Below are 15,116 nucleotides of genomic sequence, written 5' to 3' on the forward strand. Positions count from 1 at the left end.
AACTGCATTCATATAGCATAAATGATACCAAATTTGTATTTGGCATTCCACTTGCAATATACTATAACACATCATAAAGTCTAAAATAAATACAAACGTCTGACATCTTGTCGGATAAGGAACGAAATATCATATGAGTAAATTTAACACATTCGACTTCAATCAAGCTATTCCGATTATTAGTGAGGATACGGAGTTTTTTCCATTGTTGAGTCAGCAAGATGAAGATGAAATGCGAAACGAAGATATACCTGAAATTTTAGCTATTCTGCCGTTACGAAATACTGTTTTATTCCCTGGCGTCGTAATTCCTATTACTGTAGGTCGCGACAAATCTATAAAATTGGTAAAAGAAGCCTACAAAGGCGACAAAACTATAGGGGTTGTAGCGCAAAAAGATATGAGCGTCGAAGACCCAAATTTTGAGCAGTTGCACAAAATTGGTACCGTAGCCAATATTATTAAAGTATTGCAAATGCCGGATGGAAATACAACCGTTATTATCCAAGGTAAACAACGCTTTAAACTGAATGAATTAGTACAATCTGAACCTTATGTAAAAGCCAAAGTAGAACGCTTTGCCGAAGAAAAGCCCAAAACGAGCAGTAAAGAGTTCAAAGCTCTAATTTCTTCCATCAAAGAACTGGCTTTACAGATTATTCAATTGTCACCAAATCTCCCTTCCGAAGCTGGAATTGCGATTAAAAACATTGAAAGCCCTACTTTCTTAGTGAATTTCATTTCTTCTAATCTTGCGTTAGAACTTCCATCTAAGCAAGAATTGTTGGAGTTGAAAGACTTTGTAAAGAGAGCGAAACTTTTATTGGAGCATCTGACTACTGAAGTACAGATGTTGGAATTGAAGAATCAAATCCAAAATAAGGTGCGCATTGATTTAGATAAACAACAACGAGATTATTATTTAAATCAGCAGCTAAAAACTATTCAAGAAGAATTAGGTGGAAATACGCCTGATTTGGAAATTGAAAACCTTAAAATCAGAGCAAAAGCTAAAAAGTGGCCAGATGATGTCAACAAGCATTTCGATAAAGAAATTGAAAAACTGGCACGCATAAATCCCGCTGCAGCGGATTATTCTGTCCAATTGAATTATTTGGAATTGCTTTTAGACTTACCTTGGGGTGAGTTTACCAAAGATAAATTTGATTTAAATCGTGCTGTAAAAGTATTGGATAAAGATCATTATGGTTTAGAGAAAGTGAAGCAACGTATCATTGAATATTTGGCCGTATTGAAGCTGAAAAATGATATGAAAGCTCCTATCCTATGTCTAGTAGGTCCTCCAGGAGTGGGTAAGACTTCTTTAGGAAAATCTATTGCCAAAGCTTTAGGTCGTAAATATACACGTATGGCATTGGGTGGTGTACGTGACGAAGCTGAAATACGCGGTCACCGTAAAACCTATATTGGTGCTATGCCCGGTCGTATTATCCAATCGTTGAAAAAAGCAGGAACTTCCAATCCAGTATTTGTTTTGGATGAAATTGACAAATTAGGAGCTGATTTCAAAGGTGATCCTTCTTCAGCATTATTGGAAGTACTAGATCCAGAGCAAAATACGCATTTCTACGACCATTATGTGGAAATGGAATATGATTTGTCAAAAGTTATGTTTATTGCGACAGCCAATTCATTAAGTTCTATTCAACCTGCTTTGTTGGACAGAATGGAAATTATTGAAGTAAATGGTTATACCATTGAAGAGAAAATCGAGATTGCTAAAAAACACCTTTTGCCTAAGCAACGTGACATGCATGGATTACAAGCAAAAGAAGTAAGCTTGTCGGGTAAGATTATTGAAAAAATCATAGAAGAATATACCAGAGAATCTGGTGTCCGTGGTTTAGAGAAAAAAATTGGTTCTATAGTGCGTGGTGTAGCCACTAAGATAGTAATGGAAAAACCTTACTCGCCTAATGTGAATGCAGAAATGGTCGAAGAAGTATTAGGTGCACCAATTTTTGATAAAGATATCTACGAAAATAATGATGTAGCTGGAGTAGTAACTGGTCTAGCTTGGACAGCCGTAGGTGGAGATATTTTATTTATCGAATCCAGTTTAAGTCCAGGAAAAGGAAAATTAAGCCTTACAGGTAATTTGGGGGATGTAATGAAAGAATCTGCTGCTATTGCAATGGCGTATTTACGCTCACATGCAGAAGATTTTGGCATCAATTACAAAGTTTTCGATACCTGGGATGTGAATATTCACGTACCCGCTGGGGCAACACCGAAAGACGGTCCATCCGCAGGGGTTACCATGTTGACAGCTTTGACATCATTATTTACACAACGTAAAGTGAAAGAAAAGTTGGCGATGACTGGTGAAATTACACTACGCGGCAAAGTCTTGCCTGTAGGTGGAATCAAAGAAAAAATTCTTGCGGCTAAGCGTGCAAACATTAAAGAGATCATTCTATGTAAATCCAATCAAAAGGATATTCTAGAAATAAAAGAAGATTATATCAAAGACATGAAATTCCATTATGTAACCGAAATGTCGGAGGTAATCAATATCGCATTGACCAAAAACAAAGTCAAAAATCCAAAAGATATTGAACGATTCTTAGAGACATCGAAGTAATGAATACTTAGTCAAAAAATAAAATCGGCGTTTTTCATTTGAAAAACGCCGATTTTTTATTTTGATGGATTTAGGAATAAGTATTATTTATGTTGATGGGATGGGATGGGATGGTATATTATTCCAAACTCTAATTAATTCATTCGTAGCTTGGTTTATCCCCTCAAAATATTTACCATTTCTTAATTGAGGCATTATTTTGTTATCAAGGATCTGTTGACAGATAGTATCCGTAATAATTTTTTCTGTTCCTAATCCTGTACATATTCGAATCCTCCTTAAATTGGGAGAAATAACTATACTTAAGCCATTATCACTTCCTTTCTGACCCACTCCCCAATATTTGGAAAGTTCAAGTGCATACTCATCAAAATTTGAATCAGTTACTTCTTTAAAATTTAAAGTCACCACACATATTTGATTCGTTGTCATTTGGTCTAAATCTTTCAACTTATTATCTAAATAAAGTTCTTCCTCATCACTAAGAATATTCGCGAAATCATTCACATAACCTTGCGCTGCTGGGAATTTAATATTTAGGGTATTTGTTGAACTACCTATATTCTCACTTTGATGAGAAGTTAAACAAGAATGAAATAAAAAAATAAAGAAAATTAGTATAAGAAATTGTATGAAACTTCTTCGCATGCAGATTACTTAATAGAAATCCTTTTAACAACAGTTTCAGAACCTGAAGCTACACGTAAGAAGTAAAAGCCAGGCGTTACTTTTTCATTCGAATCAAAAAGATGATTTTGATTTCCTTCATCCAATGTACCATTAAACAAATGTAACACTTCATTACCTAGCGCGTCCATTAATTTAATTGTTACAGAAGACTGTTTCACTAAATTAAATGAAACTACGATTTGTTCTACTACTGGATTGTAAGAAGCCTTAACATTATTAATAATTTTGTCCGAATTCTCCTTATCATGATCAATTACTTTTGAGCTAATCTCTCGAGGAAAAGAAGACGCCATTACGGAAGAACCAAAAATTCCAAAAGAAAATATGGCTAGAGTAATCACTCTAACTTTCAACATATTACATACTTTTGCAAAATTCGTATTCATCTTTTTCTATTCGACTATTAATGATGGTTGTGGTTTAAAGATTGATATCTTCTTAAATAATTAATCGATTACACAAATGTAACTCGATTTTGGTTATCAGCACATAAAAATAAATATTTTTTTTAAACAATTAACAATTTTTAACAAGTTTATTCGTTATGTCGAAGAATTGCTATAAATTGGCTCCCGAAATAGATATAATAAGATAGAAAACACATATGGGTTCCCACCATACTCAACATTTAAATCGGCTTAGCGGAGCCGGTTTATTAATCTCTCTAGGCATTATTTTTGGAGACATAGGTACTTCTCCATTATATGTTTTCAAAGCGATTTTTAATAATGGAATAATAGACAAAGACTTAGTCATTGGCTGCGTATCTTGTGTCCTTTGGACATTAACCATTCAAACTACTATCAAATACGTCCTTATCACTTTAAATGCTGATAACAAAGGCGAAGGTGGTATTTTATCCTTATATTCATTAGTTCGACGAAAAGCAAAATGGCTTATCATTCCTGCTGTAGTGGGAGCATCGACCCTTCTCGCAGATGGTATGATTACACCCGCTATTACTATTTCGTCAGCTATTGAAGGATTGGCTATTTTTAATCCTGACATTCCTACTGTTCCGATTGTCATTACTATTATATCCTTTTTATTCCTTATTCAACGGTTCGGAACATCTATCGTTGGTAGAGTTTTCGGTCCATTAATGCTGTTGTGGTTTAGTACCATTGGAATATTAGGTTTGAATGCCTTAGGGCAGGCTCCAGAAATCCTTATGGCTATTAACCCTTATTATGCTTTTAATACGCTTTTGGCGCATCCTGATGCGCTATTGATTGTAGGGGCAGTGTTTTTATGTACAACAGGTGCTGAAGCTCTGTATTCGGATATGGGGCATTGTGGAAAAGCCAATATTCGCGTGAGTTGGATTTTAGTAAAAATAACATTGATGCTTAATTATTTAGGACAAGGCGCCTGGTTAATAACTCATACCGGGAAAAATATTGGCGATACGAATCCTTTCTATTCCATAATGCCGAGCTGGTTCGTAGTCTACGGAATTGGAATAGCTACTATTGCTGCAGTCATTGCGAGTCAAGCCATGATTACTGGCTCTTTTACGCTTATAGCCGAGGGGGTACGCTTAAATATTTGGCCTAAAGTAGCTATTCGCTATCCAAGTAATCAGAAAGGACAATTGTATGTTCCGTCAATCAATATGATATTATTTGTCGGCTGTATGCTAATTATCTATGTCTTTGAGAAATCAAGCAATATGGAAGCGGCGTATGGTCTTGCCATCAACTTAACGTTTCTATCTACTACGATTTTGATGATTTATTTCATGCTAAGACGTAGAATTAATAAGATTTTAATCGCTTTATTTGGAGTCATTTATTTTACAATAGAAATCACGTTTTTAATTGGTAATGGAGCAAAAATAGCACATGGTGGTTGGTTAACACTTTTACTGGCGGCAAGTATATTTTTGGTTATGTATGCGTGGTTTAGGGCTAGAAAAATCAAAAATGAATTTGTGCGTTTTGTGCATATTCAAGATTATTATTCTATAATAGAAGAATTGAGCAGAGACACTTCCGTGCCTACCTTTGCATCACAATTGGTTTATTTGACTAGTGCCAACAACAAACGTGAAATAGAAGCAAAAATCATGTATTCTATTATCAACAAAAAACCTAAGCGTGCAGATGTGTATTGGTTTGTACACGTGGATGTGACCGATGCGCCTCATGGACGTGAATATGTCGTAGAACAATTGATTCCAGGTAAACTTATTCGTATTGATTTTAAATTAGGTTTCCGCGAAGAACAACGTATTAGTTTGTTATTCCGTAAGGTGGTCGAAGAAATGGTCAAAAATAAGGAAGTGGATATTATCAGTCAGTACGACACGTTGAAAAAACACAATATACCTGGGGATTTCAACTTTGTGGTCTTAGAGAAAGTGTTCACCAAAACGACAGATTTAAGTTGGCCAAACCGTATAATCATGGAAATTTACCGAATGTTAAGACGCTTCAGTTTGAGTGAGGAAAAAGGTTTTGGGTTGGATAGCAGCTTTGTGACGTTGGAACGTGTCCCATTAAATATTCCAAACACAGAAAATATTCAAATGCATAGGATACATTAAGGGAAGTAAGAAATAAGAAGTGAGAAATCAAAAGGGTAAATTAAAAAATAAAAATATCTTCATCATTTTTACACCTTTATAAAACAAGAAAGCCACTTCAATGAAGTGGCTTTTCTGTTATAATATATTTTTACTATTCTTGTGTACGCAATTTTGAGTTTTTATAACCATAAAGGAAATAAATCAGTAAACCTGCTATCAACCACAATATAAAGATGATCCAATTGCTAGCGCCAAGTTCTGACATCAAATACAGATTGATCAAAATTCCAATAACAGGTAACAACGAAAAATTGTGTTTAAATGCTAGAATACTCAGTGTAAGCCAAGTCAACCAGAATATTAAAACCAAGGATTTGTGCAAAATTACTTTTCCCGCTCCTAATGTTTTCCATTCTGCCAGACTATCCTGTCCATACATATACATCAAGATTAGCCCAATCACAAAACCAATACCCACAAGATATTTACCATTTATGTAAGGAACTTTAAATTTAGATTTTGCAGAAAGACCCGATTTATCCATATAAAGCACACCAGCACATACTAAAATAAATGCGAAGAAAGTTCCTACGGAGGTTAAATCTACGAAGAAGTCCATCTTAAAAAATAAAGCTGGAATGGCTACCACGAAACCTGTTACTATAGTCGCAAAGGAAGGTGTTTTGTATTTTGGGTGTATTGTAGCAAATTTCTTCCATAAAAGACCATCACGGCTCATCGTCATCCAAATGCGTGGCTGTGCTAATTGGAATACCAATAACGCACTTGTAATCGCAATTACTGATGTTACAGAGATAATCCCAGCCATATGATCAAAGCCTACATATTCAAATACATACGCTAATGGATCCTTTACATTCAATTCCGTGTAATTAACCATACCAGTTAGTACCAAAGTAATTAAAACGTATAACACCGCACAGATAACCAAACAATAAATCATCGCTTTTGGCAAATCGCGCTGAGGATTTTTACACTCTTCGGCAGTAGTAGAGATGGAGTCAAAACCAATAAAAGCAAAGAATACAGCTGCTACCCCACTCATCACCCCTGTTAATCCATTAGGCGCAAAAGGCGTCCAGTTTTCTGGTTTGACATAGAAAATACCCCCGACAATTACCGCGATAATAATCCCTATCTTAATCATTACCATAATATTGCTGGCACGTTGAGATTCTTTAATCCCTATATATACTAACCAAGTTACTAATACGGTAATTATTCCGGCTGGCAAGTCAAATACCACAGGAATATCTCCAATACGAGGCGCTGTTTCGTAGGCTTGCAAAGCAATTTTGTCTATCCCTGTTAAATTGTCCGCACCGACTTCCAACATCTTGGCATGGGCTTCAATAGCATATCCCGGAGCCATAGTCAGCCATTTGGGGATGTGAAATCCAAAACCTTCGCACATGGATACAAAATACTGCGACCATGAAATTGCTACAACCATATTGGATACCGCATATTCCAACACTAACGCCCAGCCAATGATCCAAGCAAACAATTCTCCAAATGCGACATACGCGTAAGTATAAGCAGATCCTGAAACAGGTACTGTACTTGCAAATTGAGCGTATGATAAAGCGGTGAAAACACAGGCAAAAGCGACAAAGACAAATAACATGGATACGGCTGGACCACCATTGAAAGCTGCTAACCCGATGGTACTAAAAATTCCCGCACCTACAATGGCTGCAATACCTAATGATACTAAATCGCGAACCCCTAAAATTTTAGCCAATCCACTTCCTTTAGTCTCGGAATCTAGTAATATTTGGTCAACACTTTTCTTTTTGAAAAGCTGATTCTTCATATGTAATAGTATTTTGGTTTTTCAATCATTAATCTAATTGTTGTGAGATATACGTAAATATTTCACTGTAATCTCTCAACTGTTCACGCTGGTAATTATCCAATTGATGGGCAAGTACCTCAAAGTGATGAGCAGAAGGTGAAAAATTCCACACGCGTTTGCAGATATTGAAAAGTGCGTGTGGTAGATTCTCTACTTTTGCGTAGTCAAAGATATATCTTGATGAGACAAATTTATCATAAAAGTTGTAAAATCTATCGATATCGACTACTTCAAGAGATTTTAGGTATTTCGTTAAATTATTTCTATCAATATTCTCAAGATGTTCGTATAATCTTGCGACAGATAATAAATTATTCGCAATTAATTTGTGATCGAGCAATAATTCTAAGCTAATATGAGCAAGAAAAGAAGCTCTAACAGGCAAGTCAGAAATGTTTTCTGCTATATCTTTGCGTAATTGATGCGTGTGATGATAAAAAAAGTCAGAGCTATGGAACAGTTTATCCACTTCGATATGTCTTTTCCATCCCTCAGTAATGGACCCACTCTTTATACCAAAAGGAAATGAGGTTTCATGCTTATGTAGTGGAAAAGAATAAGTTTTGTCTACATTCTTCAGCAAATCGGGCAAAAGACTACCTAGCACTTGCTCTGAATAAGCAGGGTAGCGTTCGAAATAGTAATGCGACAAAAAATTCAAAATACCGTATTTATCAATTATTACTCGTAAGATACGTCATAATCTCTTATCTTTGCAATCTTAAATTAAATTATATTAATCATATCGTTATGAAATGTCCTTTGCGGATATTCCATAAGACAATTGAAAATCAAACAAAAAACTTATGAATTTTGTAGAAGAATTACGTTGGAGAGGCATGCTTCAAGATATCATGCCGGGTACCGAAGATTTACTGAACAAAGAGAAAGTTTCAGGCTATATCGGTTTTGACCCAACTGGCGATTCTTTACATGTAGGTCATTTGACTCAAATCATGACGTTAATCCATTTTCAAAATGCAGGCCATAAACCTGTTGCCCTTGTAGGAGGTGCTACAGGAATGATTGGTGACCCATCATTCAAGTCTGCTGAGAGAAATCTTTTGGATGAGGCTACTTTACAACACAATGTAGCTTGTCTTAAAAATCAATTAGCGAAGTTTTTAAATTTTGGTGAAGGTGAAAACGATGCCAAAATGGTAAACAACTACGACTGGTTCAAAGATTTCAGCTTTTTGGATTTTATTCGTGATGTGGGTAAGTTGATTACAGTCAACTACATGATGTCCAAGGATTCGGTAAAGAAACGCTTAGAAGGTGATAACGGTTTATCGTTCACTGAGTTTACGTATCAATTGATTCAAGGATATGATTTCTATTATTTGTGGAAACACCACAACTGTAAAATCCAGATGGGTGGTTCGGATCAATGGGGTAACATCGTAACGGGTTCTGAGATGATTCGTCGTCAGGATCAAGGTACGGCTTATGCATTAACGACTCAATTGATTAAAAAAGCGGACGGACAAAAATTCGGTAAAACAGAATCTGGAGCTGTTTGGTTAGATGCCAAGAAAACATCTCCTTTCAAATATTACCAATTCTGGTTGAACACATCGGATGATGATGCTAAAAACTGGATTAAAATCTTTACATTAAAATCGAAAGAAGAAATCGATGCTATCATCGCTGAACATGATGCAGCTCCTCATTTGAGAGCGGTTCAAAAAGCATTGGCAAAAGATATCACTATCCGCACACACTCGGAAGAAGCATACGAAACAGCTGTAAAAACTTCAGAATTCTTATTCGGAAACGGTTCTTTAGAATTCTTAGCAAGCTTAGATCACGATGCGGTATTGGATGTATTCGATGGAGTTCCTCAATTCACTGTTAGCAAAGTTGAATTAGAAGCTGGTGTAAACATTTTAGATTTATTAGCTGTGAAAACACAAGTATTTGCATCTAAAGGGGAAGCGAAGAAAATGTTGACAGGTGGAGGTGTATCGTTGAATAAAGTAAAATTAGGCGATATCGAACAAACCATATCAGCTACAGATTTAATCAACAACAAATACTTAGTTGCTCAAAAAGGTAAAAAGAATTATTTCTTGATTATCGCAGAGTAATTTGGTCTTTTAGATATTTTAGGAAAGCCTCAATCGTTGATTGAGGCTTTTTTATGGAATATTTTTACGTCATGCTGACGATAGAGGACTAAAAATTTTGGATCTAAGTGGAAGAGTTAACTATTTTACTCCACAACATTTAAGGTAATATATCGTTGATTATTATTAGTAAAATATATAGGAACCATTTGGTGATACGTCACTTCGTTTTCCCAGTACTGAACCTCTAAGAATGTTTCAAAACTTAAGTTTTTATTCTCCGACAAATCTCGAAATCTAACTCCCAAAAGATAATTTTTACTTTCTAAAAGTTCATAATAAATAATTTGTTCTAAATAAGTTTCATTATTTTGACTTACGATTGAATTACTCATTTTACTAATATCAAATAATGGGGTTAAATATTTCCCATCATTGTTATTATTATCAAATAGTATAAACGTGCTATAAATTGCAGAATTAAATCCTTTCCAATTATTCCAATCACTTTTATTAACCCTCAAAACGCATTTGATTGTATCTCCCACTTTATAAACCTCCTTTATTGGTGCTATAGTGGCGAAAACTTTAGCATCCTTTAATTCTTCAATAGGCAACGTTTCTGGACGAACTGGATCACAATGAAAAGCTGTAGTCAAAAGAAATATGCCTAATAGCACAAAACTGATATAGTTAATTTTCATATTTAACATCATTAAAATAAACAATTACAAAAAGAATCATCAATATAAAATTGAATTCCAACATCATTGATATAATAGCATTTTCTATAACTATCACGTTGTGTTGGATACCCTTGATAATTACAAGTTATATTATCAAAAAAATCCTCGCATCCACTCATCATAATCATTACTAAAATCATGTAAATGTATCTCATAACGCAAGTTTAAAAATTACATTTAAAATTAAAATAATTTACAAAAAAACAAGTCAATAATAACTTTACGGGGCAAATTTTCCTTTGTACCTTTGCACTATGATTAGTAACAGAGAGCTTTTCTTAAAAAATACAGCTCAAACCTCGGAAAGTCCACGACTTATCGAAATCGAAAAAGCCGAAGGTTCTTATCTTTACGGACCTGAAGGACAAAAATATTTAGACTTAGTATCAGGATTTAATGTCAGTAATATTGGTCACCGCCATCCTAAAGTGATTCAAGCGATAAAGGACCAATTGGAAAAATATTTGCACGTAACCGTGTATGGAGAGTTTGTACAAGCTCCACAGGTGCAATTCGCTACCAAACTATTGGAAAATCTTCCTTCTTCTTTTGGCTCGGTGTATTTGACTAACTCTGGTGCAGAGGCGGTAGAAGGTTCAATGAAAATAGCCAAACGCTATACTGGAAGAAGACAAATTATCGCTGCAAAAAATGCTTATCACGGTAGTACACAAGGTGCTTTGAGTTTGATTGGTGGCACACAGTACCAAGAAGCGTATGCTCCTCTCCTTCCTGAAATTGATTTCATTGAGTTCAATGCAGTTGCTGATTTAGATACTATCACCGAGAAAACAGCAGCAGTTATTGTAGAAGCGATTCAAGGTGAAGCTGGAATTCGTGTTCCTACAGCAGAATATATGCAAGCTCTTAGTGCCAAATGTACAGAAGTCGGTGCTTTACTTATTTTCGATGAAATTCAAACAGGTTTTGGTCGTACTGGAAAGCTTTTCGCTTTCGAACATTTTGGAATAGTTCCAGATATTTTGATGTTAGCGAAAGGAATTGGTGGTGGTATGCCATTAGGTGCTTTTGTGGCTCCAAAAGAAATTATGGACGTCATTAAAGCGAATCCAATGTTAGGACATATTACTACTTTTGGTGGACATCCTGTTTCTTGTGCAGCTGCCTTAGCCTCATTAAATGTTATTTTGGAAGAGCAATTAGTGGAAGGTGTAGCTGATAAAGGCCAACTTTTCCGTCAGGAATTAGCCCATCCAAAAATCAAAGAAATCCGTGGCTTAGGGCTAATGATGTGTTTGCAAGTAGAAAATTTTGATCAAGTCTATAATGTCAGCAAATATTGCGCGGACAATGGAGTTATGATCGATTGGTATCTGCACTGTGAAACCGCATTGCGTGTAGCTCCTCCCCTAACAATTTCAGAAGAAGAAATAAGAGAAGCTTGTCGCACCATCAAAATAGCAATTGATAAATTCTGTTAATATGCATATTTTAGGGTTTATAAACCTTAATCTATGAAAGACAGAAGAAGTTTTCTTAAACAATCCTTAGCTGCAATAGGTACTACAGTTATTGTGAGCAATCTGGCTAAAGCGGAGTCATTCGCTATTAAAGAGAGTAAAATTGAATTACACAAAAACGATATTATTCTTTTTCAAGGAGATTCTATAACAGATCATGGTCGTAGCCGAGATAGACTTGGACCGAATGATATTGATGCTCTTGGCAAAGGATATGTTGCGCACGCTGCCAGAACCTTGTTACACGAACATGCTACTAAAAATTTGCAGATTTATAACCGCGGTATTAGCGGGCATAAAGTTCCGCAACTGATAGATAGATGGCATTCAGATTGTTTGGATATCAAACCAAATGTGTTGAGTATACTTATTGGTGTAAATGATTACTGGCACAAACGGGATGGTAAATACCAAGGTTCTGCAGCGGAATATAAATCCCAATATCAAAAAATGCTGGACTTAACATTACAGCATTTACCAAATGTAAAACTAATCATTGGAGAACCTTTTGGTGTAAAAGGTGTGAAATATGTGGACGAAAGCTGGTATCCTGAGTTTGCTGGATATCAACAGGTAGCAAGAGAGATCGCTACAGAATATAAAGCAGTTTTTATACCCTATCAAAGCATATTTGATAAAGCAGAAAAACAAGCTGAAGGCAAATATTGGGCTCCAGATGGTGTACACACCTCATTAGCAGGGATCAGCTTGATGGCAGAATCGGTTCTAAATTGCTTTAAATAAAGATATTCAACTGTTCCATGCTTAATATTAAGTTAACAATTCGTTAATATAAGTGTTATACTTTTGTATTGTTAACTTAACATGTATGGAACATTATCTTTATTTAGTAATTATTACGCTCATAGTCTTAGCAGTCATCGATTTGATGGTTGGTGTAAGCAATGATGCTGTAAACTTCCTTAATTCGGGCATAGGCTCCAAAGCCCTTTCCTTCCGCGTAATTATGATGCTTGCCTCCGCGGGGATATTATGTGGGGCTATTTTTTCTAGTGGCATGATGGAAATCGCCAGGAGTGGTATCTACGTCCCTAGTATGTTCAGTTTTAATGATGTGATGGTCATATTTCTCGCCGTCATGATTACCGATATTATTTTACTGGACGTATTCAATTACTTTGGTCTCCCTACTTCAACTACCGTATCTATTGTATTCGAACTATTAGGAAGTGCGGTATGCTTGGCTCTATATAAAATAATGAATACAACAGGTGATTGGAGCACACTCTCACAATACATCAATACAGAAAAAGCATCTGAAATTGTTATAAGCATTTTGCTTTCGGTTGCTATTTCCTTCACATTGGGAATGATAGTTCAATATGTATCTCGCGTAGTATTCACTTTCCAATTTGAGAAAAGATTAAAAACTTTTGGGATATTCTTTGGTGGTATTGCATTGGCATTAATTGCCTATTTCATTATTATAAAAGGACTGAAATCTGTAACTTTTATTAGTAACGATGTAAAATCATGGATAAATGAACATGAAATCTTGTTAGTATTTGGCTCATTCATAATATTTACTCTACTTAGTTATATACTTACCAAACTGAATATCAATATTCTTAAAGTAATAATTGGAGTAGGAACATTTGGACTAGCTTTGTCCTTTGCAGGAAATGACTTGGTAAATTTTATTGGAGTTCCTGTCGCAGCAATACAGTCTATAGGATTTTTTAAAGCCGCAGGAGCTGATCCAAACACATATATGATGTCTGAATTAGCCTCTTCAGATATTGTAGCACCAATGTGGATTCTGTTTGCCAGCGGCATTGTTATGATTTTCACGCTATGGACCTCTAAAAAAGCACGTACGGTTATCGAAACGGAAATGAGCTTGAGTAGTCAAGATTCTTCTTCTGAAAAATTTCAACCCAATGCATTATCGAGATTGATTGTACGTGGCTTTGTGAATTTAGGCAATACTCTATCTTTTATCATGCCTAGAACACTGCAAGCCAGATTAGATAGCCGATTTGATAAAGCTACCAACGTCCACAAACAATCCAAAGAAGAACCCATGTTCGACATGGTTCGTGCTTCTGTAAATCTAATGGTAGCCAGCAGCTTGATTGCTGTCGGGACCTCGTTGAAACTACCTTTATCAACTACCTATGTCACCTTTATGGTGGCAATGGGTACTGCCTTTGCGGATAGAGCTTGGGATAGAGAAACAGCAGTATATCGTGTTTCTGGGGTATTTCACGTCATTGGAGGATGGTTTTTTACTGCAGCATGTGCATTCACGGGAGCATTTATCATTGCTTATTTCTTGAAAATAGGTGGTATTGTAAGTTTTGTAGTAGCCTTAATCGTACTGGCTTTATTATTATTCCAAAATGCACGTAGCCACAAGAAAAAAGTAGCTGAGCAAGCTGAACGTAAACTTTCATTAGAAAGATCAGATATTCGTTCAATGCAGCAGGTAACGGAAGCAAGTTCCAATCAGATCTCAGAAGTCATAGCAAAAGCGAATTTATTCTATAAAGAAGTTATTGAGAATGTTTGTAAAAATGACTTAACATCCTTAGCAATTAACAAAAAGCTGATTAAGAAACTCAATAAGGATTTGGATTCTACGAACGACAACTTGTATAATTTTATCCGCAATCTAGATGACAATTCTGCGAAATCCAGTCGTTATTACATTATTTCGTTAGGTTATTTACAAGACATTATTGAGAACCTGTATATCATCAGTAATAATACGCATAATCATGTGGACAACAACCACAAGCCTCTAAAACAATCGCGCTGTGAAGATTTAAATCTAGTCGCAGATCAATTGGGAAATTGGTACGCTGAAATATACAACATGTACAAGCGTTTTGAATTTAACAACATTGACTTAGTTATGAAAAAACGGAACAAAATTCAAACTACAATCAATAATTTGATGGATCGTCAAATTCAGGATATTCGCACAACGGAATCAAGCCCACGAAATACCAGATTGTACTTCTCAATCTTACTTGAAACAAATGAAATGGTGAGCTCGACGTTTAAATTATTAAGACTTCACAAAGAGTTCCTGGAATTTAAGCAAGCTAATAAGTAATGAATAATTGATAATTGATAATTGATAATTGATA

At 35.5% G+C, this 15,116-nt stretch carries 11 protein-coding genes; 6 read left to right on the forward strand and 5 right to left on the reverse strand.

Going from position 1 to position 15,116, the window contains the following annotated elements:
- Positions 1-133 precede the first annotated feature (133 nt).
- Complete coding sequence (gene lon, locus G5B32_RS10540) at positions 134-2,605, forward strand: endopeptidase La (RefSeq protein ID WP_165291503.1); 2,472 nt, start codon at positions 134-136, stop codon at positions 2,603-2,605.
- Between the two features lie 87 nt (positions 2,606-2,692).
- Here the strand turns inward: lon and G5B32_RS10545 are convergent, their stop codons facing one another.
- Positions 2,693-3,253 (reverse strand): TPM domain-containing protein, encoded by a 561-nt coding sequence (locus G5B32_RS10545; protein ID WP_165291504.1) that lies wholly within the window; start codon positions 3,251-3,253, stop codon positions 2,693-2,695.
- Between the two features lie 5 nt (positions 3,254-3,258).
- Positions 3,259-3,681 carry a T9SS type A sorting domain-containing protein gene (locus G5B32_RS10550; RefSeq protein WP_165291505.1) on the reverse strand — a complete coding sequence of 141 codons (423 nt, stop codon included), beginning with the start codon at positions 3,679-3,681 and terminating at the stop codon, positions 3,259-3,261.
- A 218-nt stretch (positions 3,682-3,899) separates the two neighbouring features.
- On the opposite strand from G5B32_RS10550, the gene G5B32_RS10555 reads away from it, so the two are divergent.
- Positions 3,900-5,843, forward strand: a complete 1,944-nt coding sequence (locus tag G5B32_RS10555; protein WP_165291506.1) for a KUP/HAK/KT family potassium transporter — start codon at positions 3,900-3,902, stop codon at positions 5,841-5,843.
- A 133-nt stretch (positions 5,844-5,976) separates the two neighbouring features.
- Here G5B32_RS10555 and G5B32_RS10560 read toward each other — a convergent pair whose 3' ends face one another.
- Positions 5,977-7,662: an amino acid permease gene (locus G5B32_RS10560; RefSeq protein ID WP_165291507.1), complete on the reverse strand. Its 1,686-nt coding sequence runs from the start codon at positions 7,660-7,662 to the stop codon at positions 5,977-5,979.
- 28 nt (positions 7,663-7,690) lie between these two features.
- On the reverse strand, positions 7,691-8,365 hold the full coding sequence (locus G5B32_RS10565) for a hypothetical protein (RefSeq protein ID WP_165291508.1): 675 nt from the start codon (positions 8,363-8,365) through the stop codon (positions 7,691-7,693).
- 145 nt (positions 8,366-8,510) lie between these two features.
- On the opposite strand from G5B32_RS10565, the gene tyrS reads away from it, so the two are divergent.
- Positions 8,511-9,794, forward strand: coding sequence for a tyrosine--tRNA ligase (tyrS, locus tag G5B32_RS10570; protein WP_165291509.1), 1,284 nt, complete (start codon positions 8,511-8,513; stop codon positions 9,792-9,794).
- A 125-nt stretch (positions 9,795-9,919) separates the two neighbouring features.
- On the opposite strand, the gene G5B32_RS10575 is transcribed toward tyrS, so the two are convergent.
- Complete coding sequence (locus G5B32_RS10575) at positions 9,920-10,477, reverse strand: hypothetical protein (protein ID WP_165291510.1); 558 nt, start codon at positions 10,475-10,477, stop codon at positions 9,920-9,922.
- 296 nt (positions 10,478-10,773) lie between these two features.
- Between G5B32_RS10575 and G5B32_RS10580 the strand changes: the two genes are divergently transcribed.
- The 3 genes from G5B32_RS10580 (at position 10,774) to G5B32_RS10590 (ending at position 15,082) form a co-directional block, all read left to right on the forward strand.
- Positions 10,774-11,961, forward strand: a complete 1,188-nt coding sequence (locus G5B32_RS10580) for an aspartate aminotransferase family protein (RefSeq protein ID WP_165291511.1) — start codon at positions 10,774-10,776, stop codon at positions 11,959-11,961.
- Between the two features lie 33 nt (positions 11,962-11,994).
- Entirely contained in the window at positions 11,995-12,744 is a 750-nt protein-coding gene (locus G5B32_RS10585; protein WP_165291512.1) for an SGNH/GDSL hydrolase family protein, read from the forward strand.
- An 85-nt stretch (positions 12,745-12,829) separates the two neighbouring features.
- Positions 12,830-15,082, forward strand: coding sequence for an inorganic phosphate transporter (locus G5B32_RS10590; RefSeq protein WP_165291513.1), 2,253 nt, complete (start codon positions 12,830-12,832; stop codon positions 15,080-15,082).
- The last annotated feature ends 34 nt before the right edge of the window (positions 15,083-15,116 follow it).

Source organism: Sphingobacterium sp. SGL-16 (genome assembly GCF_011043515.1).
In the GTDB taxonomy this organism is placed as follows: Bacteria; Bacteroidota; Bacteroidia; order Sphingobacteriales; family Sphingobacteriaceae; genus Sphingobacterium; species Sphingobacterium litopenaei.

Bases quoted from the DNA above. Each gene is read 5' to 3' on its own strand.
- tyrS (WP_165291509.1), top strand. From the start codon at position 8,511: ATGAATTTTGTAGAAGAATTACGTTGGAGAGGCATGCTTCAAGATATC.
- G5B32_RS10545 (WP_165291504.1), bottom strand. From the start codon at position 3,253: ATGCGAAGAAGTTTCATACAATTTCTTATACTAATTTTCTTTATTTTT.
- G5B32_RS10575 (WP_165291510.1), bottom strand. From the start codon at position 10,477: ATGAAAATTAACTATATCAGTTTTGTGCTATTAGGCATATTTCTTTTG.
- G5B32_RS10590 (WP_165291513.1), top strand. From the start codon at position 12,830: ATGGAACATTATCTTTATTTAGTAATTATTACGCTCATAGTCTTAGCA.
- lon (WP_165291503.1), top strand. From the start codon at position 134: ATGAGTAAATTTAACACATTCGACTTCAATCAAGCTATTCCGATTATT.
- G5B32_RS10585 (WP_165291512.1), top strand. From the start codon at position 11,995: ATGAAAGACAGAAGAAGTTTTCTTAAACAATCCTTAGCTGCAATAGGT.
- G5B32_RS10550 (WP_165291505.1), bottom strand. From the start codon at position 3,681: ATGAATACGAATTTTGCAAAAGTATGTAATATGTTGAAAGTTAGAGTG.
- G5B32_RS10555 (WP_165291506.1), top strand. From the start codon at position 3,900: ATGGGTTCCCACCATACTCAACATTTAAATCGGCTTAGCGGAGCCGGT.
- G5B32_RS10560 (WP_165291507.1), bottom strand. From the start codon at position 7,662: ATGAAGAATCAGCTTTTCAAAAAGAAAAGTGTTGACCAAATATTACTA.
- G5B32_RS10580 (WP_165291511.1), top strand. From the start codon at position 10,774: ATGATTAGTAACAGAGAGCTTTTCTTAAAAAATACAGCTCAAACCTCG.